22 protein-coding genes are annotated in these 24797 nt (G+C 44.7%); 9 read left to right on the top strand and 13 right to left on the bottom strand.

What is annotated here, in order from left to right; all coding sequences use genetic code 11:
• Positions 1-17 precede the first annotated feature (17 nt).
• The 4 genes from ICN25_RS09755 to ICN25_RS09740 are packed head-to-tail and all read right to left on the bottom strand — an operon-like array spanning position 18 to position 5275.
• A complete protein-coding gene (locus ICN25_RS09755) occupies positions 18-2438 on the bottom strand; it encodes an adenosylcobalamin-dependent ribonucleoside-diphosphate reductase (RefSeq protein WP_216182428.1) in 2421 nt (806 codons plus the stop codon).
• On the bottom strand, positions 2419-3633 hold the full coding sequence (locus ICN25_RS09750; protein ID WP_255536765.1) for a nitronate monooxygenase family protein: 1215 nt from the start codon (positions 3631-3633) through the stop codon (positions 2419-2421). Before ICN25_RS09750 ends, ICN25_RS09755 begins: the two co-directional genes overlap by 20 nt.
• A gap of 50 nt (positions 3634-3683) precedes the next feature.
• Positions 3684-4838, bottom strand: a complete 1155-nt coding sequence (locus ICN25_RS09745) for an NnrS family protein (RefSeq protein WP_216182422.1) — start codon at positions 4836-4838, stop codon at positions 3684-3686.
• 11 nt (positions 4839-4849) lie between these two features.
• A complete protein-coding gene (locus tag ICN25_RS09740; protein ID WP_216182419.1) occupies positions 4850-5275 on the bottom strand; it encodes a PAS domain-containing protein in 426 nt (141 codons plus the stop codon).
• Positions 5276-5481: 206 nt separating this feature from the next.
• On the opposite strand from ICN25_RS09740, the gene ICN25_RS09735 reads away from it, so the two are divergent.
• Positions 5482-5688 carry a DUF3079 domain-containing protein gene (locus ICN25_RS09735; RefSeq protein WP_216182416.1) on the top strand — a complete coding sequence of 69 codons (207 nt, stop codon included), beginning with the start codon at positions 5482-5484 and terminating at the stop codon, positions 5686-5688.
• 446 nt (positions 5689-6134) lie between these two features.
• On the opposite strand, the gene ICN25_RS09730 is transcribed toward ICN25_RS09735, so the two are convergent.
• Positions 6135-6749: a class I SAM-dependent methyltransferase gene (locus ICN25_RS09730; protein WP_216182413.1), complete on the bottom strand. Its 615-nt coding sequence runs from the start codon at positions 6747-6749 to the stop codon at positions 6135-6137.
• A 143-nt stretch (positions 6750-6892) separates the two neighbouring features.
• Between ICN25_RS09730 and ICN25_RS09725 the strand changes: the two genes are divergently transcribed.
• From ICN25_RS09725 to ICN25_RS09700, 6 genes are all read left to right on the top strand, one after another.
• Complete coding sequence (locus ICN25_RS09725; RefSeq protein ID WP_216182411.1) at positions 6893-7666, top strand: energy transducer TonB; 774 nt, start codon at positions 6893-6895, stop codon at positions 7664-7666.
• 537 nt (positions 7667-8203) lie between these two features.
• On the top strand, positions 8204-9448 hold the full coding sequence (locus ICN25_RS09720; protein WP_216182408.1) for a tyrosine-type recombinase/integrase: 1245 nt from the start codon (positions 8204-8206) through the stop codon (positions 9446-9448).
• Entirely contained in the window at positions 9445-10032 is a 588-nt protein-coding gene (locus ICN25_RS09715) for a hypothetical protein (RefSeq protein ID WP_216182405.1), read from the top strand. Before ICN25_RS09720 ends, ICN25_RS09715 begins: the two co-directional genes overlap by 4 nt.
• A 100-nt stretch (positions 10033-10132) precedes the next feature.
• A complete protein-coding gene (locus ICN25_RS09710; protein WP_216182403.1) occupies positions 10133-10324 on the top strand; it encodes an AlpA family transcriptional regulator in 192 nt (63 codons plus the stop codon).
• Positions 10321-10968 carry a hypothetical protein gene (locus ICN25_RS09705; protein WP_216182401.1) on the top strand — a complete coding sequence of 216 codons (648 nt, stop codon included), beginning with the start codon at positions 10321-10323 and terminating at the stop codon, positions 10966-10968. Before ICN25_RS09710 ends, ICN25_RS09705 begins: the two co-directional genes overlap by 4 nt.
• A gap of 1 nt (position 10969) precedes the next feature.
• The gene (locus tag ICN25_RS09700; protein ID WP_216182398.1) at positions 10970-12775 is read left to right on the top strand and encodes a DNA polymerase; all 1806 of its coding nucleotides are present in this window, start codon (positions 10970-10972) and stop codon (positions 12773-12775) included.
• Positions 12776-13822: 1047 nt separating this feature from the next.
• Here the strand turns inward: ICN25_RS09700 and ICN25_RS09695 are convergent.
• The 7 genes from ICN25_RS09695 to ICN25_RS09665 are packed head-to-tail and all read right to left on the bottom strand — an operon-like array spanning position 13823 to position 22497.
• Positions 13823-14797, bottom strand: coding sequence for a tripartite tricarboxylate transporter substrate binding protein (locus ICN25_RS09695; protein WP_255536763.1), 975 nt, complete (start codon positions 14795-14797; stop codon positions 13823-13825).
• Between the two features lie 21 nt (positions 14798-14818).
• Positions 14819-15211 (bottom strand): VOC family protein, encoded by a 393-nt coding sequence (locus ICN25_RS09690; RefSeq protein WP_216182395.1) that lies wholly within the window; start codon positions 15209-15211, stop codon positions 14819-14821.
• A 10-nt stretch (positions 15212-15221) separates the two neighbouring features.
• Positions 15222-16205, bottom strand: coding sequence for a D-glycerate dehydrogenase (locus ICN25_RS09685; RefSeq protein ID WP_216182392.1), 984 nt, complete (start codon positions 16203-16205; stop codon positions 15222-15224).
• A gap of 4 nt (positions 16206-16209) precedes the next feature.
• Positions 16210-17526: a glycerate kinase gene (locus ICN25_RS09680; RefSeq protein WP_216182389.1), complete on the bottom strand. Its 1317-nt coding sequence runs from the start codon at positions 17524-17526 to the stop codon at positions 16210-16212.
• A complete protein-coding gene (ppc, locus tag ICN25_RS09675; protein WP_216182386.1) occupies positions 17526-20330 on the bottom strand; it encodes a phosphoenolpyruvate carboxylase in 2805 nt (934 codons plus the stop codon). Before ppc ends, ICN25_RS09680 begins: the two co-directional genes overlap by 1 nt.
• A 21-nt stretch (positions 20331-20351) precedes the next feature.
• Entirely contained in the window at positions 20352-21287 is a 936-nt protein-coding gene (locus ICN25_RS09670) for a hydroxymethylglutaryl-CoA lyase (RefSeq protein ID WP_216182384.1), read from the bottom strand.
• Positions 21288-21300: 13 nt separating this feature from the next.
• Positions 21301-22497, bottom strand: a complete 1197-nt coding sequence (locus tag ICN25_RS09665; RefSeq protein ID WP_216182381.1) for a CaiB/BaiF CoA-transferase family protein — start codon at positions 22495-22497, stop codon at positions 21301-21303.
• 113 nt (positions 22498-22610) lie between these two features.
• On the opposite strand from ICN25_RS09665, the gene ICN25_RS09660 reads away from it, so the two are divergent.
• Positions 22611-23525, top strand: coding sequence for a LysR family transcriptional regulator (locus ICN25_RS09660; RefSeq protein WP_216182378.1), 915 nt, complete (start codon positions 22611-22613; stop codon positions 23523-23525).
• Positions 23526-23787: 262 nt separating this feature from the next.
• Here ICN25_RS09660 and ICN25_RS09655 read toward each other — a convergent pair whose 3' ends face one another.
• The gene (locus tag ICN25_RS09655; protein ID WP_216182375.1) at positions 23788-24105 is read right to left on the bottom strand and encodes a hypothetical protein; all 318 of its coding nucleotides are present in this window, start codon (positions 24103-24105) and stop codon (positions 23788-23790) included.
• Between the two features lie 217 nt (positions 24106-24322).
• On the opposite strand from ICN25_RS09655, the gene ICN25_RS09650 reads away from it, so the two are divergent.
• A complete protein-coding gene (locus ICN25_RS09650) occupies positions 24323-24595 on the top strand; it encodes a hypothetical protein (RefSeq protein WP_216182372.1) in 273 nt (90 codons plus the stop codon).
• The last annotated feature ends 202 nt before the right edge of the window (positions 24596-24797 follow it).

Here is a 24797-nt window from a genome sequence, read left to right as displayed (position 1 = left end):
ACTGCATCCACAGATGATTAGCCACACGCTCCGACGTAACCACAACTTGTGCAGTAATCACAGCCATCTTTTTTTATCATCGCATGAGCGCCACAGTCCGGACATTTTTTCCCAGCCATTAGGCCCCCGCCCGTGCTTTTTTGAGAATCAAGCTCACCAATCGTAAACTCCTCTGCAGCTTTAAATTCTGTAATTCCCCTTTTGGCTAGGATATTCTCAATAGCAAAAGCTACAGCAGCCACTTCAGAGTCATGCCACATTGGGGCTACAGCACCATCTTGCTTTTTCTTCGTTCCTAATCGAACAGCCCCTCTATCCCAAGCAACCTTCCTCATATCACTGAGAGCTCTTGCAAGGAAGCCTCCGCGTGCTGCAAGAGAGAGCATTCGCATACTCGAAGTAATCCACTGCTGAGACTCTCCACTTTGACCTACAGGCATAAAAAATTCAATTGCCCTCTCAACACTTGCTTTCTTGCCAGCAACCACCCCCTCAACAGTCAAAAAGGAAATAATTAAATACAGCGTTTTTTGCCCATCCTGAGTCCAGTAATTAATTTTCTCAGCCACCGCAGGTAATTCGCCATTAGGACGGCGATCCACCACTTTTTTTGACGGACTATTTCTCCAATCCTCGCCATCTAGATCTGCGCTTAAGGGATTCTCGTTTGGACTAGGAGTTACCTGCAATACCGAACCCAAAATACTATTGGGTCGATAGGTGGCCATTCCCTTGAGTCTGGACTTCCATGCCGTTAGATATAGATCCTTAAATTTCTCATAAGGATAATCTGCCGGAACATTTACCGTTTTTGAAATGGCGGTATCAATAAATGGTTGAACTGCTTCCATCATCAAAATATGATCTTCAGCAGACATTTCTAAGGCAGTTACGAAATACTCTGGCAATACATTGACGTCTCCACCCAATTCCTTATACATCCTCCAAGCGTGATCCTCAACCGCATACTCTTTCGTTGAGCCATCAGCCTCTCTTTTCTTTCTGGTATATGTCCATGAGAAAGGAGGCTCAATTCCATTTGATGCATTATCTGCGAATGCAAGACTCACTGTTCCAGTAGGCGCTATCGACAACAGGTGGCTATTTCTCAAGCCAAACTGCCGAATTTTTTTCTTCAAATCCTCACCAAGTCGACTCGCAAAATTTCCACCCGAAAGATATTGGTCGATATCCAAATCTGGAAATGACCCTTTCTCCTGAGCCAATGCAATTGAAGCCTCGTAGGAAATATCACGCAACTTTTCTGATATTTCCGCGGCCTTTAATCTCGCTGGAGCGCTGTTGTATGCCAGCTTAAGCATAATTAAGGCATCTCCAAGACCGGTAAAGCCTACGCCAATACGTCGCTTTGAGTGGGCCTCTAATCCCTGCTCTTCAAGTGGCCAGTATGTTGCATCCAAGACGTTATCAAGCATACGTACTTGAACCTTCACTACTTCAGAGAATTTATCGAAATCAAAATAAGGTTCACCTGAAAACCCGAAAGGATTGACGATAAATCTGGGGAGAATTATAGGGCCTAGGTCACAACAACCATAGGGAGGCAAGGGCTGCTCACCACAAGGATTGGTCGCCTCAATCCTCTCGCAATAATACAAATTATTATCCTGATTAATATTGTCCAGAAATAAAATTCCAGGCTCGGCAAAATCATAGGCCGATTGCATAACCGCATCCCAAACATCTCTTGCTTTTACTTTCTTGTATACCCAGATTTGATCCGATTTTTGGTAAGCTCCATCCGCAATCAATAATTCACCAGGCTTTGCCTTGTGTACTAGCTCCATCTCCCCATCATTTTCAACCGATCGCATGAAATCATTTGAAACGCCAACGGAGACATTGAAGTTATTCCATCGACCCGGCGTTCTTTTTGCCGTAATGAAATCGAATATATCTGGGTGGTCTATTCTCAATACGCCCATTTGAGCCCCCCGTCTTGATCCAGCGCTTTCTACTGTGGAGCAGGATTGATCAAATACATTGATGTAACTACAAGGGCCTGAAGCAATTGAGGCGGTTCCTTTGACCTCGGAACCTTTTGGTCGAATTCTAGAAAAGTCATACCCAACCCCGCCGCCACGACGCATAGTTTCGGCAGCCTGCTTTAAAGCCTCATAAATACCAGGGTAACCATCCTCATCTAAGTCCTGAATACAATCTCCAACCGGCTGCACAAAGCAATTAATTAGAGTTGCCTTAATCCCAGTTCCCGCTGAGCTCATAATGCGACCGGCGCCAATGGCGCCTGCATTGAAATTCTCCAAGAATTTCTTCTCCACTTCTTCGCGTAGAGACGGCTCTTCTACTGAGGCGAGACTTTTTGCCACCCTTGCAAAAATAGTTTGCTCATCTTTTTCACCATTTTTTAAATACTTTTCAGCTAATACATCAAAACTAATTGGCTGCATAACCATAATTTTCTGGCTCCACTTCTGACAATAATTGGGTAATTAATTCGATGACGGGGCGTATCTGATTGCCAAAAGGTAAGGCGCCGGCCCCTCGAAAAAACAACCCTTTCTGTACATTGCCAGTAAGGGCGCTCCCAAGGACCTTATCAATGCAAAATTGACCCCATGAACTATTACCATCACGCAAGCCGCAATCATGAAGGCAATCAAAAATCATTGTGCAACGTGGTTTTTTGCGAGCCGTACCTTGCAGAATGCTCTCAACCTTTAGATACTTTCCAAGCCAGGGAGTTTTGACTGCTCTAGCTGGAAGTCCAGCCACACTTAAAAACTCAACTAAATCCTTTTGTTTGGCATTAGCCAGCACATGTTTAAATGCCTCGTCAGCGTCGCTCTCACAAGTTACCGCAAAAGCAGTGCCTAACTGGACGCCAGATGCTCCAAGTGCCTGCAAGCGCTTAATGTCTTGTAAGGAAGAAACTCCGCCAGCTGCAATTAGCGGAATCTGCCCTTCAATTCCGATGGATTTAAAAAAAGTAAGCACCTCAGGGATGACATTTTCAAAATCAAATTTTGGGTTGTGAATATCCCCCACGCTAGATGCCCCTACATGCCCTCCAGCCAATCTAGGATTCTCGATCACAATGGCATCAGGAAGACGCCCTTTCTTCATCCATTTTTTTACTAATAATTGAACGCCTCTAGATTCTGACAGAATTGGAATCAAAATGGCATCCGGAAAATCTGCCGCTAGATCCGGTAAATCAAGCGGTAAGCCGGCACCCACTACGATGGCATCAGCTCCATTCTCTAAGGAACACCTCACATAGGCGGCATACTCATTCACAGCCTTCATGACGTTTACTGCAATTAAACCAAATCCCTCAGAATCTACTTTAGCCTGGGTAATTTCCCGCCTTAATGCCTCAATGTTCGCTTTATTAATGACCTCTCGACTATCCGAACAAGGAGATAGGTGTTGGGTCTCTTGCATTAAGTCTGGATGCAAACGTCTCAAATCAATGGAGGAGATCGTTCCCATGCCTCCATTTTTTGCAACTGCGCCCGCAAGACGATGAGCTGATACCCCTACACCCATACCGCCTTGCACAATAGGAAGAATTGTCTTGCCTTTGATGACTAGCGGTGCAATCCTGCTCTTAGTTAGTAGATCTCCTGAAAAGGAAGGAATCATCATATTCATTGGCATACCCATATAAGAGATGCGCTATCAACTCAATAGCGCCACTACCCTGGTTGCCCATCCAAGCGGGGCTTGGTAAGCCAAGGAAAGTACTTGTAGATGTAAAGAATGAAAGCCAAACACCAGCAGATGCCAGCTAGCCCAATCGTAAAATGGAACCAAACGCCCACTGTTAAATGCGCAACCATCCAAATCACTGCTGTCACCTGCACTAATACATAACAGCTCACCTCGATTGCCCCTGCCTTAATCAGCCTGCCTGTATGCCCCATAGCCGTTCTGGTAATCATGCCGATAATCAAGCCGCCCGTAGCGCCAATACCAAAAGCATGCAGAGCGATATACATGGAGGCCAGCCCCAAAGATGAAAGGCCGAGAAGGATAAATCCTAAAGAAATCCAAAAATAGGCAGCGTGTAGGATCCATAGGATTGGCTTGGATCGTGCAGCCAAGGGCTTCCAGCCTAACAGCAAAATGAACTGTAATATGCCGGTCAGAATGCATATAAGAGCAGTAATAACGCTGACTGGAAAAAGTGTCCAAAGCAAAAAGGATGCGGCACTTAATGCCACCGCAAGAGCTGCAAATGATTTATTGCGAAACTGCTTTAATCCAACAATAGCATTTGCGGTAAAGCTTGGGATCACTCGACCACCAATCATGATTTCGATCATCACAATTAAAAATAATGATGAAATCAAAGGGGCATTACTATCAATGCTGATATGCCCATAGGCAGACATATAGAACAGCCCATTCAATACTCCCAAAACACTAAGAATCAGGGGCAGGAATAGATTTCTCATCATGTTTCTTTGTAATATCAACTTACCAATAATCATTGCGATGATCGGCAAAAACAGAATGTCAATAATTACAAAATACGAACTAAATAACGGACCAAGTCTCCCCGCAATCCAGAAAATTGCTAGCAGCATTAACGATCTGCCCTTAGGTGTCTCAAGCCCCGTCCATGATCTAACTGCAGTTAGGGAGAAGCCAGCTACAACTGTTGTTGCAAACCCAAAAATCATTTCATGCGCATGCCACTGAATTCCAGGAATCGAGCCAATCCCTCGAATGCCTGAACCACTGAGCTCCATCAGCCATTCCAAAATAGCCACTACAGACCAAAATGCCGCCAATAAATAAAACGGTCTAAAGCCTAGCGCAAAAAGCGGAATGGTCTTCTTTGGCATATCTGCTTTAATTACGACTTCGCCTCTAGTTCGGCAATGCGTTTTTTGAGTTCACGATCCGTCTGAAAGCGCTCCGTATCATCCCTCACAATCGCTGCAATAGCGCCTACATTGCCATCTTCATCCGTCAGCATTGCCACTGTGAAAGCAATTGATAAAGATCCCCCCTCTTTGTGAAGGGCCGGTACGGTGAGCAAGGTAGAACCGTAGCGGGTAGTTCCCGTCTCCATGGATTTTTTATACCCGTCCCAGTGCCGCGCTCTAAAACGCTCTGGCGTAATGATGTCCAAACTTTTACCCAGAGCTTCAGCAGCTGAGTATCCAAAAATTCTTTCTGCAGATGTATTCCAAAAAACAATATCGCCTTTGGCATCTGAAATAACAACGCCATCACCCATCGCGTTGGCCAACTGCTCAAAATCAACTTGGTATTTCATATTCAGACAAACTCCGTAAGCTAGGGATCAAAAGGTCTATTGTTTTTAGATTTTTGGATTCTCCACGTAACCATTGGTTATTGAAATAGCTCTATAGAACTATACCCAACAATAAGGCCTCTTTAAACGCTTGAAATGCAGACTTCTTTTGCTATAAATCAAATACTTGGAGATAAACAAGCGTTTAAATACAAATAAAAATTGATATGCTAAAAAAATTCCCCCTCAACCCACCACATCCAGAACGAGTATGTTGGGGATGCGAGAGATATTGCCCGTCGAATTCAATGGCATGTGGAAATGGATCCGATAGAACACAGCATCCCCATGAGCTTTTTGGAGATGGCTGGGAAAGCTGGGGGCTAGATGATCGAGAGTCTTTTAATGATCTTAAAAAATCAGCATGTGACTGAATGATCCTGCTATCGCTAGAGCTACTCCGCAGTTATTTAAAGTAATACCCACAAAAATACCAATTCGGAGATTAGCATCTTCATTCCTAGTGGACCGGCTAGGGGGTGAATCTGGGGACATAAGATTCAAATAGTGCAGGCCTTGGTGACTACTTTTGGCCGCCCTCTATTGCCGAAAAACCTTCAAGCGCCCCGTTTTAATCATTCGCAAAGCACCTCATAAGGCCCAACCGTCACGCTGAGTGACACTAGATAATTCATGTGACTAACGCTCGAGCACGAGGGCTGAGATAGACTCCGGTGATTACAAAACAGGCTTTCGACGTGCCTCTTAACGGCAAGGAGAATGCGCCAAAAAGGAAATTATTAAAAAAACTACCTGAAGGTAATTTTAGTAATTCTTAGAAGTTTGGAACAGAATCGACAGATCTCGAAAATGCTCGACCCTATTCCATCCTACAAAAGCAATATAGGAACTGTTGCGTAGCTCCCATTGGGGTTTGATGGATCTCAGTAGAGCTATCAATAAGCTTAAAGGTCTTACCAAACTGCCCATGTAAATGTTCAGAATCATAGCGAACTACATCTAGGCCGCTACACTTTTCTGGACCCTCGGGACCAAAGGTAGACATAATGACATAGCCACCATGCTTTACTGAACGCATGACTTGCTCTACATATCTTGCTCGTTGTGCTTCTTCAGTTAAAAAATGAAAGACGGCTCTATCGTGCCAAACATCAAAATAGCCTTGAGGTAATATTGCTTGCGTAATATCAGCGCAATACCAGTGAACCTGATCAGCCTGCTTACCAATGCGAGCTCTAGCTACATCAATTGCTTTTTGAGAGATATCTAAAACACTGATGTCCTCATAACCCTCAGACAAAAGGTCATCCACCAGCGTAGATTCGCCGCCACCAATATCAATAACGGCAGCGCCCTTATTTGTACTGGCTTGATGAATTAGATTTAAAGAGGTTTTTAGGTGTGGCGCATACCAACTAACTGCGTCTGGAGCTTTGCTGCCATAAACACCATCCCAGTGCTGTTTATTGTCCATAATTAAGCCTTACATGGTTATTTCTTTGATTCTATGCCCTTTTAAGCCATAAACGCATTGTCCATGACATTATCTAAGCATTCCAAGCCATCAAACTTCATCAGCACGAGAGTCACTCCGAATTGACCAAACAACCGGCGCCTATGCGCTCCGTCGCTATCTGGCTCTCCATCGCTCTTCACCTAGGGCTATTTCTGCTATGGACATCATATGAAGGCTTCACCCACTTAAAACCCAATGATAAAAACCCAGAGATCATTGAGGTTCAGCTTGAGGAACCTATTGCCAAAACCAATAGTAACTTAAGCACCAGTCAAAATAGCGATAAACAACCAGCATCATTGGCTGCTCCCTCAGCGCCAACAGCAGAAGAGTGGGCTTTTGCCTCAAAGTACACGCTTAAAAATAGTAAAGGCTATCGTCACTCTTTTGGTCAGCAAGTGCGAAGTATGATGGGAACTGCTATAGAAGGACCAGACCAAGGACAAGTGCGATTCAGAATCGAAATTGCGCCCAGCGGAAGTGTCACCAAAGTAGAGACGCTTTGGAAAACATCCGATAAGGCAGAGCAACTGGCTAGAAAAGCCATATCTTCAATGCCGCCCCTACCGCCCACACCAACAGGTAAGCCACTTATTTTTGAGAGAACCATTTCATTTACGCCATTTGCTACAAATGATGCGCCAGTCTATAGAGATGATTGCCTGCCCGATACACCAGCGTTTGGCAATCCATTTGCTTGGGATGGAAAATCATCGCAAGAAATCAAGAAGAGCAAGCCTGCTGAAAAACTCAGCCCCGAAGCGTTAGCTGAATGCCTTAATCAATTACCCCAAGACTCTATTGATGGCATCACTGCTGAAGCTCAACGGCAATTTGACATATGGAGCTCGGGCAAACTTAATCAAAGAAAGTAATATTTCTACATATACGTATATACGCATATATTTGTAATGTCGTTTTAAACGACATCGACTGACGCAGGGATGAATAATTGACTTGTCCTTTAAAAGGACGATTCTTGATGGGGATATCCCAGACCAATGGCGCCTAACCCTGCCAAGCCCCAAAAGAAAATAGCCCAACAAGTGGGCTATTGTGATTGTTGGTGCCCCCCCGGGGGGGGGGGAATCGAACCACCGACACAAGGATTTTCAATCCTCTGCTCTACCAGCCGCTGTTGGCCGAAAGCAGACCATCAGCACCAAAAGAAAAGCCACCCCTTGGGATGGCTTTGCACTTTTGCTAACAAGGCAGATGAATTGCCGGGCCTTATTAAAACGATTGTTTTGGCGGAAGAGGTGTGCGGCGAATTGGGCTTTACAGAGCTTCACCATAATCTATAAATCGCCTTTAAACCCCATAAATACGGGTACTTTAAGTTACAGGACTTCATAGCACTCCACCAAAAGCTACGGTAAAATTGGGTACTAATGTGGGTACTGGAGAACCTAATGGCTGCTGAAAAATTACTAACCGAAGCTACATGCAAGGCCGCAAAGCCAAAGGTTAAGCTTTACTACTTAAATGATGGTGCTGGACTGCGCTTACGCATTCGACCAGATGGAAGTCGCACATGGATATATCGCTACCGACTCGCTGGCAAGGAAATGTCTTCTGGCCTCGGCGCTTATCCAAAAGTTACGTTGCAAATCGCAAGGGCAAAGATTGAAGAAGCAAGGCAGCATGTTTCAAAAGGCAACAACCCATCTACGGCTAACCGAATAGCAAAAGCAAACCAGATAACTAAGGGCGAGGCAACCTTTGGAGCTATTGCAAGAGAATGGATGGCACACAACCAGCCCGGATGGAGTTCGCATTATTACGAGCGGAACACTGGGCTATTAAAACGCTACTTGCTACCTGATCTTGAGCGATTACCCATTGATTCAATTAGAGAGGCGTACCTCTACACGGTCATTAAGGCGGTTTATGACAGAGGCACAAAAGAATCTGCACGTAGAGCACGCGGAATAGCGGCTCAAATATTCACATTCGCAAAAGCAACTCACCGGGGCAGCGTTAATCCAGCGCGGGATATGGCTGACAATCCGTACTTTAAAAAGCCTCCAGTTAAGCACTTTACCGCCTTACCCCAGGACAAAGTTGGTGATCTGATTAAGGCTCTTAACGTTACAGGTATGAAGCAGAAACTAGATATCAAAACTGTTTGCGCTCTACGAATTGCGCTTTACACGGGGCTTAGAGATAACTCTATTCGCGGCGCCCAATGGAGTGAAATTGATTTTAAAAATGCAACTTGGACAATACCGAGCACGAGAATGAAAAGTGGCAGAGAACATCAAGTTCCGCTCCCTTCACAGGCGATCTCTACCCTCCTCTCAATTAAGTCGTTGACTTACTCTGGTGATGATAGTTACATCTTTCCAGGCAGAGGAAAACATAAAATTATGTCCGAGAATACATTACGATTAGCATTGCATAGACTTGGATTTGTAGTGACAGCTCATGGACTGCGCTCCTTAATTACTGATGTTTTAAATGAGAACGGATTTAATCCAGATGCCATCGAAAGACAGCTAGACCACGCTGAAAAAAATATGATTCGCAGAGCCTATCTACGCTCCAATTTCATGGATGAACGAATCAAAATGATGCAATGGTTTGCTGATTGGTGTGATGCTAAGGCGAAAGGAAAATCTTTGAACAGCGTCACTAAGTTAAGGGTGGCCGCATGAGTACATTACCCTCAAGCCAAGACGCAATTAATAAGTTATTTGATGACTTCCAAGAAAATGGGCATGAAGATGAATCTCTGGATGAAATGCTTGAAGCCTTTGACGAAGTTGTCTACATGGCTTTACTCGAAAAACTAGGCTACTCCAATAGCAGCGATGAACAAAAAAATCTCGTTCGCCTAAAAATGAGCGAATTCATGGTGAATATGAACTTTAACTCGCCAGCAATTGCTCATGCTGAAAATATGCTTCACTCCATTGGGGCGGGTTCTTTTGCGAAAGCTGCTAGCTATTTAGAGCAACTTTATTCGACACGCTTAAAAGCGTTCAGTGAAATACAAAGGAAACATGCACAAAACCCAAAAGAGAGGGATCCTCTGTCAAAGCTTCTGGCTAAATTCGTTTCTCGCAAACCAGACATCAGCGCAGCAGAAGCAATAGCCCAGCTTGAAAGTGGCAATTATGCTGATGTCATCGTCGATTTTGATGAAGACATCATTGAGTACTACCACCCAGATGGGCGCATATGCCCTGTTAATAAAACAGCCATTCCCGCCCGCCTGAGCAGGTTACGAAATAAATAATAATTTTTCATTTTCGTTAGCCGGCTAGCGAAAAAGCCCATTTTTTAATACTCCTAGTGCGGTTATATGACCGCACATAACTTCATTAGGAGTATTAACAATGGCTTCAATACGAATCTATCGAATTAAAGATGTTTGCGGTCTGACAGGCCTAAAACCGTCGACGATTTACAAACTCATTAGGGAGAATTCATTCCCTAAGGGCATCCACCTCACCGCAAGATCAACAGGCTGGCCAAGCACGCTAGTCGAGGACTGGATATCTTCACGTATCTCTGGGGGCAATAAATGAACAAGTCCCATCAAAACCCTTATGCACGCCCTGCAATGAACGTAAGCAATCAACCATCTACCGCGGAGAATCCCATGAGCAATACAGCACAAGACCTAGTATCAAAAATTAGCGCCCTACGATTACCTGACAACTATACAACCCATATTGGTGGAGAAAAGCTCCCTTTGAAGCCAATTTTTGGGAAATTTAGCAAGCATCGCTTTGCGCGAGTCCATCCTGGCAAAGAATACATGTTTCCCTGTCTTACTGTGGACGATAAGGATTTAGGTGAAACCTACATAGTGACCCCAAATATGCAAGCCTACTTAGGGTCACATGCCGTCCCAAAAATTCTGAGGCTAAGCGTTGATACAACTGGGCTGCCAAAAATCATCGCGCAACCCGTACTCGACCAAAACAGTAGGCCCAATGCATGGCACTCATCTTTGATTCGCGGTATTCAGTATGCAGAAACATCATGGGTTCGCCTCGAGGCAAATATGGGTGCTGGCCAGTACAACATCATCGTCTCAAAGGATGACTTAGGCGAGCCACAGTGGCCAGCCCAGACCATGGATGAGCTAGTTCAAGAGGTATTTAGCAACAACATCATCGCAGACGAAAACCATCCCTATATCCGTCAAATTCAAGGAAGGCTCTAACATGAACAACCTTAAACTTGAGCAGTGCAAATTTATATTTGTGGATTTTGAATTCCGCCCAGTAGATGGTATCGAAGGCAACCCAATTGAAGTAATCTGCATGGTTGCTTTTGACCCCGAGGCCGGAAGGTATTACAGGCTCTGGAAAGACGAGCTTTATAAGCTAGCAGCCCCGCCCTTCGCAATTGACTCTGAGACGATTTTAGTTGCGTATTTTGCTAGTGCAGAAATGGCCTGCTTTGAGGCGTTGGGTTGGCCTATGCCAGATCTCATTCTGGATTTGTATGTTGAGTTTCGCAATCTCACTAACGGGATATTTCTACCCGAAGGCAAATCTTTGCTTGGCGCATTGAAGTATTTTGGTCTTGATTCGATATCCGCGGAGCATAAGGATGATATGCGCGACCTTGCCCTACGAGGTGGGCCATATTCGGAGCTTGAGAAAGCTGGACTTATTGAATATTGCCAATCAGATGTTGACGCGCTCTATCCGCTTTACCTAGCCATGAAGAAGTATCTTGACCTACCTCGAAATCTATTGCGGGGCCTTTATAGCACTGCCCTGGCGCGCATGGAATCATTGGGTGTTCCAATCGATTATCCAACGTATAAAGGGCTGTGCCTTCATTGGGATGCTATTAAAGCCAAATTGATTGCCGAAGTTGACTCTGCATACGGCGTCTATGAAGATGGCGTCTTTAAAGAAGCGGCATTTGATGAATATGTAAAACAGCAGAACATCAGATGGCCCAGGCATGAAAGTAGCCGTCTTAAGTTAGATGAAGACACCTTTAAGTTAATGTCCCAACTATATCCAATTGTGGCGCCATTAAGGTCCTTGAGGGATAGTCTTGCCAAGCTTCGGTTAAGTGCGCTTCAGGTCGGTTCTGACGGAAGAAATCGCTGCATGTTGTCGCCGTACCAGTCAATCACAGGCCGCAATCAGCCATCCACAACCAAGTTTGTATTTGGACTTGCTAGATGGGCAAGAGGCCTCATTCAGCCTCGTCAAGGCTACGCCATTGCCTACATTGACTGGTCGCAGCAAGAGTTCGGGATTGCGGCTGCCCTATCAAACGATCCAAAGATGAAAGAAGCTTACCTTAGTGGTGACCCATACCTCGCTTTTGCAAAACAAGCTGGAGCAGTTCCTCAAGATGCCACTAAGCAAACCCATCCTACAGAGCGAAGTCAGTACAAGGAATGTGTGCTGGCTACGCAATACGGCATGGGAGCAGATGCACTTGCTGAGAGGTTAAAACAGCCAAAGCTCCGCGCCAAACAACTACTTGATATTCATCGTCGGATATACAAGCAATTTTGGGACTGGTCAGACAATGTCTACAACAACACAGTAAACAAAAATCGACTCAATACTCTCTTTGGGTGGCAAATTACCGTGCCTCAAGACATAAACCCCAGAAGCTTGCGCAACTTCCCTATGCAGGCCAATGCGGCAGAGATGCTAAGAATTGCATGCATATTGATGGTTAAGCGCGGTATTCAGCTTTGCGCTCCTGTGCACGATGCCGTCCTAATCGAGGCAACCGAAGACACCATAGACCAGCAGGTAGAAATAGCGCAGGAATGCATGGTGCAAGCTAGTCAGATAGTGCTTGGCGATTTCACATTAGCCAGTGATGCCAAAGTGATTAAGCACCCAGGGCGTTTTTTAGAGGACGATGCGGAGCCATTTTGGAATACTGTCATCGCAATTTATGAGCAAGTTAAAGCCGAAACAACTGAAAAACTTAACACCAACCTGTTAGAAAACTTAACACCTGCTCAATCTTATCTTTCTTATTAAGAGACTATATATGCATACCCCAACTAACCAATATACATTTTCCATCGCTGATATCGACCTAGACAAAGAACTTGGGAGAGGTAAGTACAAGTCAACCCAACCAGAATTATCAATTAAGCCAAAGACAACATCGCGGCTATTTATAAAAGGTCCTATACCATTTGATTGGCTGCAGAAAGCCAATTCTCTTGGAGGAAGTACTGGCATCGTTGGAATCGGACTCTGGTTTTATGTCGGAATCAATGGTTCCAAATACTTCAAAGTTGACAGCAAGTTAGACCGCTTCACGGGCGTCTCAAGGCAAACTCGCCAATGCGCACTTCAAAGACTCCAGTCCGCAGGCTTAATAAAGCACTGGAACCGTCATGGTGGCTACCCATTGATAGAGGTTCTTACAACCCCCTGATGTGGGCTTTGCATAGGTATGGCGAATAATAAAATTTATTGCCGCCAAAAGACCCCCTACACCATATGTTTTTTTCTGTCTAAATACTTCCTATGCCACTACCAAGCGTACTTAATGGCGCCAGTCAATGTCAGGTTTTGACAAAGCGTACTAGGCAACAGTGCAAAAATCCAGCAGCCTTTGGTTGTAAGAGTTGCCGAATGCACGGGGCCCACAAGTCAAAGAATGTTTTGCGCGGAATAAACCATCCGCGCTATAAATCGGGCGAAGAGACTCTAGAAGCAAAGGCTATGCGCGCTGCAAAAAGTGAAATGTTTAGATATTTGACTGACCTTGGTAACCACTGCAAGCTGTTCTATAAGGAAATAAAGACAAAGGGGCGACCCCCCTCAGGCTATGAGAAGTTAGACCTAACAGACCCAGAACAACTAACCATTGCCATATTGAAAACCCTAATAGGCAAGTAATAGAGAACAACTAGGCGGTATCTGGTGCATATACTGGGAAGGATTGGTGGACATAACCTCCGCAATAACCGTTAAGAATCAAAATCCCAAATTAGTAGATATGGATCAAAGCCAATACAAAAAAAGCCACCCGAAGGTGGCCTAAAGTCATGTCATTTACGGGTGTTATAGATATTACTCGGCCGTAATACTGGCGTCCTTAATCACTTTCCCCCAGAAGTCGTACTCTTTCTTGGTAAATGTTGCTAATTGAGCCGGCGTCATTTGTTCAACAAAGGTGCCAGAGTCTTCAGCCTTCTTTTGAATATCTGGACGGGCTAATATTTTATTGACCTCAGCATTGATCTTCTTAATTACGCTTGGAGGAGTTCCTGCAGGCGCATATAAGGCAAACCAAGAATCAAGATTGAAGTTCTTGATGCCCTGCTCACTTGCCGTAGCCACATTTGGCAACGCACTAAGTCTAGTTTGACTGGTGACGGCCAAGGCCTTCAATTTATCACCTTTAATTTGCCCAATCACGGAAGCTGGAGTAGTAATAAATAAATCTACTTGGCCAGCCATAAGGTCTTGCACTGCTGGGCCCGCACCTTTGTATGGGATATGTGCCATACGGACCCCAGTAATTTGCTTTAATAACTCTCCGGCAATATGCTGAATTGATCCATTCCCTGAAGAGGCGTAATTTAATTTACCTGGATTAGCTTTAGCATATGCAGTTAACTCTTTTAAATCGCTTACTGGCAAACTAGGAGTCGCAACAATCACTTGGGGCGCTTTGGTTAAAAAGGCCACTGGCGCAAAATCTTTAATAGGGTCCGGAGCTTTTTGAAATAAATGCGGATTACCAACCTGATAACCACTATACGCAACTAAGAAGGTGTAACCATCTGGCTTGGCTAATGCAACTGCTTGTCCGCCAATATTTCCGGATGCGCCACCTTTGTTTTCAACTACTACAGGCTGACCCAATACTTTAGATAGTGGATCCGCAATTAAACGGGCCGTGAAATCTGTAGTGCCGCCAGGTGCACTGGGGACAATTAATGTGATTGGTCTATTGGGGTAGCTCTCTTGAGCAAAAACCGTTAAAGCCGAGCCCATAAGCGAAATAGCCATGAGGTTTTTAATAAAGAAACGTTTTTTCATTCTTATCTCCTGTTTAAATCGTTAAATTAATTCAGATATCTCAATTAGGTTTTGATCTGGATCCCGCACATATACCGAATTGATTTTTTGTGTAGCACCGGTTCGCACAACCGGCCCTTCAATAATTGGCCAACCTTCGTTTGTTAACTTATCAACCACTTTCTCAAGCGGGCGATCAGCTATAAAACAAAGATCAAGCGAACCAGGTGTGGGGATATCCGCCTTTGGCTCAAACTCTTTACCTTTAATATGAAGATTAATTTTTTGGTTGCCAAATTTAAATGCCTTTCTCTCCACAGGCGGCGTGCCTCCAATGAAAGATTCAAGCTTCATCCCAAGAATGCGTGTGTAAAAATCGACACATTCAGCCTCCTTGGCTGTTGTAAGAACTAAATGATCTAGGTGATCAATCATGTCTGCCTCCTTATATTGAATTAATTAAACTTGGTGGTCTCTTACCGTCTAGTGCTGCTCGTAAGTTTTCTACTGCGAGGTCTACCATTGCTCGACGTGTTTTTTCTGTAGCGCTGGCGATGTGTGGGGCCAGCACAATATTGCTGCACTTGAGTAACTCTGGATGCACTTGAGGCTCACCCTCAAATACATCTAAGCCAGCCGCAAAGATCTTCCCAGATTGCAATGCTTGCGCCAAAGCCGCATCATCCACAATACCGCCGCGGGCAATATTGATCAGGGTTGCAGTGGGTTTCATGAGAGCGATTTCCTTAGCGCCAATCGTATGATGGCTCTCAGCCGAATATGGCAATACGAGAACAACGTGATCAGCAGTGCGAAGCAACTCTTCTTTAGAAACATATTTTGCGCTGCAGGCTTTTTCATCAGCATCCGATAAATGACTACGGTTGTGATAGATCACATTCATACCAAAACCTAATGCGCGCTTTGCAACACCTTGCCCAATGCGACCCATGCCAATAATGCCAACAGTACTGTGATGCAAATCCATACCAAGGGGGTTATTCACAATCGACCATTTATCCCAATGCCCTGCTCTCACCCAATGCTCTGATTCGGTAATACGACGTGCAGTTGCCATTAATAATGCAAAACCAAAATCTGCGGTTGTATCTGTCAATACATCAGGAGTATTCGTCGCCATCACCCCAGCAGCAGTGATTGCCGGAACATCAAAATTGTTATAGCCCACAGAGATATTAGCCACCACCTTTAATTCTTTGGCTTGAGCCAAAGCGGATGCGTCAATGCGTTCGCTACCAGCCACTAGGGCGCCCTGGACTTCTGAAAGTGCTTTTTGCAGCTCTTCTGGAGTCAATATCGTGTCGGACTGGTTGGAGTGAACCTCATAGGATTCCTCTAATTTAGCTAAAGCCTCAGGGAAAATCGCTCTAGCAACCAGAATTTTGGGTTTTTTGTTTTTATTATTCATAAATTTAAATAATCAGAATTGCTCTAAAGTCGTTTACGTTTGTTCTAGTTGGGCCAGTCACTAGCAAGTCGCCAGTAGCGCCAAAAAATGTGTATGAATCATTCTTGTTGAGGCAGTCCACTAGATTCATTCCAAAATCATGACCCTTTTGAATTGTTTTGGGGCTATATGTGGCGCCAGCATTATCTTCAGATCCATCGATGCCATCTGTATCTGCCGCGATTGCATAAATACCCTCCGCACCATCAACAGCATGAGCAAAGCTTAATAAAAAATCTGTATTCCTCCCTCCGCGTCCACCCCCTTTAACAGTGACGGTAGTTTCCCCACCGCTAATCAATACAAGAGGTTTTTTTAAGGCCGAATCTGAATCCTTACGAGCTAACCATAGTGACATTGCGCCAAATACAGCCCCGACCTGCTGAGCTTCACCCTCTATAGAATCAGACAAAATTTCAGCGTTAAGTTCACTATCCTCAGCAAACCTTTTTGCCGCCTCTAATGAGTGCTTAGCAGTTGTAAGCACCACAGGCTCTGGAATCGAAGAAAACAGAGGGTCACCGACCTTAGGGGTTTCAAATGCTGGGGTTTTAAGGCCCTCACGAATAAAGTCAGGAACCTGAATGTCATATTTAGTTATTACCCTCAATGCATCCTCGCAAGTACTGCTATCTGGCAATGTGGGGCCACTCGCAATAATCGAAGGATCATCTCCAGGGATATCAGATATTGCATAGGTTAGTACTTGAGCTGGGTGACATAACTGCGCTAGTCGACCGCCTTTGATTTTTGATAAATGCTTTCTTACGCAATTAATCTCAAAGATGGAAGCCCCACATTTCAGGAGCTCTTTGTTAATCATCATCTTCTCATCTAAGGTGATCCCATCTATTGGGGCCGTAAGTAATGCTGATCCCCCACCAGAAGCGAGGAACACAACTAAATCATCAGCACTAAGATTACTTATTAGCCCAAGGATTCTTTGGGCGGCAATTTGACCAGCTTTATCAGGAACCGGATGGGATGCCTCAATTACTTCAACCTTTTCACAGGCGAGACCATGACCATAACGCGTCACCACAAGTCCTTGCAGTCTTTCATAGTCCGCAGTAGACCAAAAATCCTTAGCAGCCTGCTCGAACGATTTGGCCATTGCCGCTGCACCTTTGCCTGCGCCAATAACAACTATCTTCCCAGACTTTGGGGTCGGGAACTTAAGCCCTAGCTCTTTAAAGTTTGGCATAGCAGCAGCAACTGCAACTTTGAACAATGTGTTGAGAAAGCTAATGGGGTCTTCTTTGTATGTTTTGTTCATCGACATCAACCCGTGTTCCGCAACCCTGCTGCGATTCCATTGATGGCGATATGAATCCCCCTTTGCACACGCTCATCCTGCTTTCCAGATCGATAACGCCGTACCAGCTCGACTTGCAAGTGATGTAATGGATCAATGTATGGAAAGCGATTACGTATTGACCTAGCTAGGGCTGGGTTATTTGCCAGCCTTACTTTTTCCCCAGTAATCACGTTTAAGGCATTTACTGTTTTATTCCACTCAGCTTCGATTGCACCAAAAATTCTTTTTCGCAACTTCACATCTGAAACAAGATCGCTGTATCTTGAAGCTAAACCAAGATCGCTCTTAGCTATGACCATATCCATATTCGACAAAAGTGTTCGGAAAAATGGCCATTGTTGATACATCTTTTGCAGCATCAGCAATGCAGCCTTTTTTTCAGATGGGGTTTTTCTGTTGAGAAATTGCTCAATTGCAGATCCGAAACCATACCAACCAGGTAAAGTAAGTCGCGACTGGCCCCAGCTAAATCCCCAAGGGATAGCTCGTAAATCTTCAATTTTTTGATTCGCCTTGCGGCTGGCAGGACGAGAGCCAATATTTAACTTAGCAATCTCTTTAATAGGAGTTGCCTCAAAAAAGTATTCAGAAAATCCGGGGGTTTCATACACCAAACCTCGATAGGCATCCATACTTGCTTGAGAGATTTGCGCCGCGGCTTCTAGGAAGCTCTTAGTAGCAGGTTTAGTTGGATTTAGAAGCGTTGCCTCTAATGTTGCTGCGACTAAGGTCTCAAGATTTCTTCTGCCAATCTCGGGATTAGAGTACTTCGACCCAATGACCTCGCCTTGCTCTGTTAGACGTATTTGCCCTCGTACGGTACCAGGAGGTTGAGCCAATATAGCCTCGTAGCTTGGTCCACCTCCACGACCGACTGTCCCCCCTCTTCCATGAAAGAGCCTTAACTTAATTCCATGTTCTGAACCAAGCGGATCAAATACCTCAACTAACGCAATTTCTGCTCGATAAAGCTCCCAGTTGCTGGTTACGATCCCTCCATCCTTATTTGAATCGGAATAACCCAACATAATGTCCTGCTCCGCACCAGAGGCCTTAATCAAAGACAAGATTCCTGGCAACGCATAAAAGTCGCGCATGATTGGAGCTGCATTACGTAAATCTTCAATGGTTTCAAATAGCGGAACCACAATTAAGTCAGCAATAGGCTTCTTACCCAACACTCCAGTAAATAAGCCCACTTCTTTTTGCAAGAGAAATACTTCCAGCAAATCACTTACTGTTTCTGTGTGACTGATAATGTAATGACGGATTGCATTCAGCCCAAACTCATGACGCAATTTCTTGGCCATCTCAAAAATAGCAAGCTCTGATAACGTGAAATCAGAATACTTCTGCCCCATCACACGTAATGAACGAGGATCCTTAAGTAAAGAGAGTAATAACTTTTGTTTTTCTTGTTCTGAGAGGGCTGAGTAATCATTCTCCATTCCAGCAGCACGGAGTAATTCACTCAACACCGTTTCATGCATATCAGAGCTTTGCCGCAAATCAACTGTTGCCAAATGAAATCCAAATACCTCAACCGCCCTAATTAGCCCACGCAAACGTTTTTTTGCTAAAGCCTCAGCATTTTGGGAAATAAGTGAAGCTTCAATAGTTTTTAGGTCATCTAAAAATGCTTGTGCGCTGGTGTATGCATTTTGGGGAGGTAATGCGTGACGCGCGGCATCTGCACCTGTTAATGATTTAAGAGAGGCGGCTAATCTTGCATACATACCCGTTAGGGCTCTACGGTATGGCTCATCCTGTCGGTGCTCATTTACATCAGGAGAAGCTGCTGCAAGTTCTTGCATTTTTTTAGGGAATTTTAAAAGCAATGCTGAAACGGAAAGCTCTTTCCCCAGATAGTGAATTTCAGTTAAATAATGGCGCAAAACCATTTCAGCCTGACGCTTAACTGCATATTCAAGCGTAGTGGAGCTGACATTTGGATTTCCATCCCTATCGCCACCAATCCATTGACCCATCTTGAAAAAATTTGCAACTACATGCCCATCGAGAGAATCTTCGATCTGAGCGTAAATCTTAGGTATTTCTCTTAGGAAGGTCGTCTCGTAGTAACTAAGCGCATTTTCAATTTCATCCGCAACCGTTAACTTGGTAAAGCGCAAAAGTCGGGTATGCCAAAGCTGCAGAACACGTGCTCGTATTAATTCCTCATTCGCAGTCAACTCTTTCATCAATAATGCATCTTTTGCAGGATTGCTTGCTTTTGATGATTCTTTAATTTGGTCTCGGGCTGCTAATAAATTTGCAATTTCTCGTTCAGCTTCCAAAATACTCGTACGCTGAACCTCTGTTGGATGGGCCGTGAGGACTGGTGAGATCAAACTCCCCGCCAATGTTTCTGATATTTGCTTACTGGTAACGCCTGCTGAATGCAATTTCTTCATTGCCGCCGGTATGCTCCCATCCCTATAGCTACCTTCACGCTCATGGGCAATACGCCGTCGAATGTGGTGCCTATCCTCAGCCAAATTAGCTAGGTGGCTAAAGTAAGTAAAGGCCCTAAGAACCTTCATGGCGTTCTCACTGCTAAGGCCTTTAAGAAGTTTTGTTAGCTCTTGGTTTGCCTTTTGGTTCGACTCTCTATGAAATGATACTGATAGCTTTCTAATCTGCTCCACCAGCGCATAAATAGCCTTACCCTCTTGCTCACGAACAATATCGCCTAATATCTTCCCCAAAAGCCGGATATCCTCCAAGAGTGGCTCTTCCCTCTCGTTTACTAGGGATTGTTTTTTCATATTTGGCATTTAGTTGGTCGATTACTGGGCGCGGCGCAATTCATCCACATAACTAGGCTCAGGGTGTAACGTGAAAGTGCTACCTGCCTTTGCGACCTGACCAGGGACTTCGTGTCCCACGATCTGAGGCAATTCCTTTGCTAATTGCAATAACTTAGGAATATTCATCCCAGTGTCATAACCCATTGCATCAAGCATGTGAATCGCATCTTCGCTAGAAATATTTCCACTTGCTCCAGGCGCATATGGGCAGCCACCTAAACCACCCAGAGAGCCGTCGAAACGAACAATGCCAGACTGGACCGCAGCCAAGATATTGGCTAAACCCATGCCTCTTGTATTGTGGAAATGCAAGGTAAGCTGAAGGCTTGGAAAACGCTTCTGCAAAGAATCGCACATCTTTTTTACTTGATCTGGATTGGCCATACCAGTTGTATCGCAAATCGTCAGACCCCTCACACCTAGATCGGCAAAGCGCTGAGCAAATCCTTCCACAACATCTTGAGGAACCTCGCCCTCCATAGGACAACCGAAACAAGTGGAAAGCGAAACATTAATAGGCGTTCTGCCATCGACATATTTAATAACTTCAGCCAATCCCGCAAAACTCTTTTCTCTACCCATTCTGAGGTTTGCCAGGTTGTGCGTCTCAGATGTTGACATGACTAGATTAAATTCATCAGCCTTAGATTCAAAGGCGCGCTCTGCACCGCGAAGATTTGGAACTAATACGGTGTACTCAACCCCGGGAGCTCGTTTAATGCGGCCCATAACCTCTTCAGCATCCCTGAGCATTGGAATAGATTTTGGTGAAGTAAATGAAGTGACTTCGATTTTCGCAAAACCACAATCACTAAGTTCATTAACTAACTTAACTTTGTCATCAGTCGGAATAAAGTTTGGCTCAATTTGAAAACCATCTCTTGTCACTACATCGTTGAAATAAATTCTTGTCATAGTCTTTTCCTCTTTATTTTTTAGTAAATGCAATACCACGCTCTTTCAGGGAGGCGACTTGTGAGTCACTTAAGCCAATGCTTTGCAAAATCTCATCGGTGTTCTCACCGATATCGGGAGCAAGAGTTTTAATAGAACCGGGTGTACGAGATAGTTTTGGAATGACTCCGGGCACATTAAGCTTTGAGCCATCTTGCATCTGAATAGTTTGAATATTTCCCCTTGCCTTGTAATGGGGGTCGTTAGCAATATCAGCCACGGTGTAAATTCGGCCAACAGGCACAGCAACAGAATCTAGGATTTCTAGAGCCTTGTCAGTGCTGACTGTTTTAGCCCATTCACCAATGGCTTGATCAAGCTCAGCTACGCGCTTAACCCGGCCATCATTATTCTCGAGCTGAGGGTCATTACCAAGGTCATCACGCCCAATGACTGTCATTAGGCGTTTAAAAATACTATCTCCATTACCGGCAACTAATACATACCCTCCATCAGCACACAGATACGCGTTGGTTGGGGCAATGCCTGGTAAAGCACTTCCAGCCGCTTGACGTACTTCACCAAAGGCGCTGTATTCAGGAAGCAAGCTTTCCATACAGTTAAATACTGCTTCATATAAAGCAATATCAATAATTTGGCCTTTGCCGCTATTGTGGCGCTCTTGCAATGCCAACAAAATACCAATCACACCATGCAAGGAGGCCAAGGTATCGCCAATGCTGATGCCTACACGTACAGGCACCCTGCCAGGCTCCGCAGTCAAATGACGCAAGCCACCCATAGCTTCTGCAACAACACCAAATCCTGGTTTATCTCTGTAAGGACCAGTCTGACCATAACCGCTAATACGGAGAACAATCAGCCTAGGATTGAGCTCGAGTAACTTTGCCGGATCAAGACCCCAACCCTCTAAAGTTCCAGGGCGAAAGTTTTCAATTAATACATCTGCCTCTTTAACCAAAGTTCTGACAATTTCTTGAGCCTCAGCTTGCTTTAGATCCAAGGAGAGGGAGCGCTTGTTGCGTGACTGGACCTGCCACCAAACAGAAGTTCCATCTTTGAGTAATCGCCATTTACGTAGTGCATCACCAACTTTTGGCGGCTCAATCTTAATTACGTCGGCGCCAAAGTCAGCCAAAGTTTTGGCTGCAAAGGGCCCCGCAATCAACTGCCCCATCTCGATTACTTTTAATTTTGCTAATGGCTCCATTGGATCCTCTAAGGTGTTCTTTTAAGCAAAGTTACGCCCCTTCATTACTCTTGAAAATTGCTATTTGGAGACGATTCCTTCTCATTTTGCGAAGGTATGGGTAGAATTACCCTATGAAAACACAGCTAAACCCCGCCAGAGTTGATTTTGTGACCCTCAAATTGTTCTGCTCCATAGTGCAATCTGGGAGCATTACCAAGGGCGCAAGCGCATGCAACCTAGCGTTATCTGCAGCTAGCAGACGAATCTCGGACTTTGAGGAGACGGTGGGCGTCCCATTACTAGATCGTTCCGTTAAAGGGGTTACAGTGACCCCAGCTGGTCATGCTGTAATGCAACATGCTTTGAGATTGTTTCAGGGTTTTGAACAGCTCAGTAACGAATTGGGCGAATACTCCAAAGGGGTAAAAGGGCATGTAAGACTTTGGGCAAACATGTCTGCCTTAACTGAATTTCTACCCTCAGCGCTAGCAAGCTTTTTGAAAGCTCACACCGAGATACAGGTTGAAGTGGAGGAACAGTTAAGCGGCGACATCGTTAGAGCTCTGATGGATGGAATTGCGGATATTGGAGTCTTTGCTGAGGGGCCCGTCACATCAGGATTGGACACTCAGGTCATAGGTAGAGATCAACTTGTCATTGCCTGCAGCAAAGAACATCAACTCAGCAAAAGAAAGGTCATTTCTTTTGAGGAATGCCTTAAGTATGATTTTGTGGGACTTAATCGAGGGAGTTCATTACTAGAGCTCACCTCTCGAAGCGCGGAGAAGCTTGGCAAGCAAATGAGGCTTCGGATCCAGGTTAGAAGCTACGATGCAATGTGCCAGATGATTGCCGTGAATCTTGGTATCGGAGTCCTTCCTTATCAAGCCTGCGCAGCTCAGATTAGAGCTATGAATCTCAAGGTTGTTCAACTGGATGATTCATGGGCAAAACGAAATCTTCTGCTTGCAATGAAAGCAAATACAAGCCAACTGCCTGCCGCAATATTACTTAGCCAACATTTACTTGGGCTAACCCATAATTAATTAGAGGCGACCAAATTTCTAATTAGATATTCAGAATTCGCGAATATAGCAGTGGACCGAGGTTAAGCGTTATTCCGTTCGCCAGCCAACCAACTGCACTAAAAACAAAAGCAACCCTGTAGGATGGCTTTACTAACAAGGATGTTGTGTTGCCACAAACCCTTGTAATACCTATTGGCCTGGCGGAAGAGGTAGTACAAAACCAATGATGGTCGCTTAATGGCCGATTTGGGACATTGGCGCCCTTTTGAATTAGAGCGGGTTAGCGGCTTGTTTGATTTAAATAGGGGTATATACGAGTTGGATGCAGCTCAATCTCAGGCTGCTTCACGCCAAATAACAGCTTAATAAATTTCACATAAGGCGGCGTGTAACTAGGTCTTGGCTTTTGCTTACTGCCGACATACACAAATGCCGAAAACAGCTTTACAGACCCACAACAAAAACAAATCCTTAAATCTTCGGTTGACACAAATGCATCAACGGCAGGCGTCACACTTATAGAGGCGTAGTTCGGCAAGATATGCTCACGATTACAGTCGGGGCATTGATAAATATCGTAGGAAGAAATCCTGGTCATTGATAGCACAATACATTACTTCCATGCACCTTACCGCTGTGATCACATGTATAAGTTTTGACAAAAACTAGAAAAATTGAAATCGTTTGAGCAGATCAATGTGTATGGGTAAAGCGAGGGACCCTTTTTCAAAAATGGGGGGTGCCGGGTGGGTGGGGGTCGGCTTTCAGAAAATTGATGACGGGGTACCCCGCTAAAATTTTGTTAGAGTAATTGCATGGACTTCGACAGCTCAGATAACAGCACCGCTAAATATTCTGGCAAGGTTATGACTCAAACCTTTAAGCAATTCCAGCTAGAGCGCCTTATTAAAGACGGTAAGGTCATTCCAGCTTCCAAGCTAGCCGAGGCCAAAGAACAAGAACTGCAGCGCGTCAGAGAGTTCGAGGCGGCGTCAGAAGACCAGCAGCGTCACAATAGAACAGCCACACCACCACCAAAAGATAAGCTAGAAAAGCTACCCCTAACCAGGGAACGGTTCGACGAATAGGCTCTTTTATTTTGGGTATCTTTATGGGTAGGTAGAAAAGAAAAAAGCCCGTTAGGGCTTAATCTATATATATCATTGGCGGAAGAGGTGTCTAGATTTTGCCCCTCCAATGAACTCTACCATTATCCATAAGCCCATGAATTATATGGCTTTAAAGGGTAACCCTACTCCCGTGTAAACCACCTAAATCCATCTGAGACTA

It is taken from the genome of Polynucleobacter sp. 80A-SIGWE, assembly GCF_018882295.1.
GTDB lineage: Bacteria > Pseudomonadota > Gammaproteobacteria > Burkholderiales > Burkholderiaceae > Polynucleobacter.
Note: the sequence above shows the minus strand (reverse complement) of the source record. Positions and strands in the feature narration are given on the sequence as shown.

Bases quoted from the DNA above. Each gene is read 5' to 3' on its own strand.
- ICN25_RS09720 (WP_216182408.1), top strand. From the start codon at position 8,204: ATGGCTGCTGAAAAATTACTAACCGAAGCTACATGCAAGGCCGCAAAG.
- ppc (WP_216182386.1), bottom strand. From the start codon at position 20,330: ATGAAAAAACAATCCCTAGTAAACGAGAGGGAAGAGCCACTCTTGGAG.
- ICN25_RS09710 (WP_216182403.1), top strand. From the start codon at position 10,133: ATGGCTTCAATACGAATCTATCGAATTAAAGATGTTTGCGGTCTGACA.
- ICN25_RS09750 (WP_255536765.1), bottom strand. From the start codon at position 3,633: ATGATGATTCCTTCCTTTTCAGGAGATCTACTAACTAAGAGCAGGATT.
- ICN25_RS09685 (WP_216182392.1), bottom strand. From the start codon at position 16,205: ATGAATAATAAAAACAAAAAACCCAAAATTCTGGTTGCTAGAGCGATT.
- ICN25_RS09650 (WP_216182372.1), top strand. From the start codon at position 24,323: ATGGACTTCGACAGCTCAGATAACAGCACCGCTAAATATTCTGGCAAG.
- ICN25_RS09705 (WP_216182401.1), top strand. From the start codon at position 10,321: ATGAACAAGTCCCATCAAAACCCTTATGCACGCCCTGCAATGAACGTA.
- ICN25_RS09730 (WP_216182413.1), bottom strand. From the start codon at position 6,749: ATGGACAATAAACAGCACTGGGATGGTGTTTATGGCAGCAAAGCTCCA.
- ICN25_RS09670 (WP_216182384.1), bottom strand. From the start codon at position 21,287: ATGACAAGAATTTATTTCAACGATGTAGTGACAAGAGATGGTTTTCAA.
- ICN25_RS09700 (WP_216182398.1), top strand. From the start codon at position 10,970: ATGAACAACCTTAAACTTGAGCAGTGCAAATTTATATTTGTGGATTTT.
- ICN25_RS09755 (WP_216182428.1), bottom strand. From the start codon at position 2,438: ATGGTTATGCAGCCAATTAGTTTTGATGTATTAGCTGAAAAGTATTTA.
- ICN25_RS09695 (WP_255536763.1), bottom strand. From the start codon at position 14,797: ATGAAAAAACGTTTCTTTATTAAAAACCTCATGGCTATTTCGCTTATG.
- ICN25_RS09725 (WP_216182411.1), top strand. From the start codon at position 6,893: ATGCGCTCCGTCGCTATCTGGCTCTCCATCGCTCTTCACCTAGGGCTA.
- ICN25_RS09740 (WP_216182419.1), bottom strand. From the start codon at position 5,275: ATGAAATACCAAGTTGATTTTGAGCAGTTGGCCAACGCGATGGGTGAT.
- ICN25_RS09660 (WP_216182378.1), top strand. From the start codon at position 22,611: ATGAAAACACAGCTAAACCCCGCCAGAGTTGATTTTGTGACCCTCAAA.
- ICN25_RS09715 (WP_216182405.1), top strand. From the start codon at position 9,445: ATGAGTACATTACCCTCAAGCCAAGACGCAATTAATAAGTTATTTGAT.
- ICN25_RS09745 (WP_216182422.1), bottom strand. From the start codon at position 4,838: ATGCCAAAGAAGACCATTCCGCTTTTTGCGCTAGGCTTTAGACCGTTT.
- ICN25_RS09690 (WP_216182395.1), bottom strand. From the start codon at position 15,211: ATGATTGATCACCTAGATCATTTAGTTCTTACAACAGCCAAGGAGGCT.
- ICN25_RS09735 (WP_216182416.1), top strand. From the start codon at position 5,482: ATGCTAAAAAAATTCCCCCTCAACCCACCACATCCAGAACGAGTATGT.
- ICN25_RS09665 (WP_216182381.1), bottom strand. From the start codon at position 22,497: ATGGAGCCATTAGCAAAATTAAAAGTAATCGAGATGGGGCAGTTGATT.
- ICN25_RS09655 (WP_216182375.1), bottom strand. From the start codon at position 24,105: ATGACCAGGATTTCTTCCTACGATATTTATCAATGCCCCGACTGTAAT.
- ICN25_RS09680 (WP_216182389.1), bottom strand. From the start codon at position 17,526: ATGTCGATGAACAAAACATACAAAGAAGACCCCATTAGCTTTCTCAAC.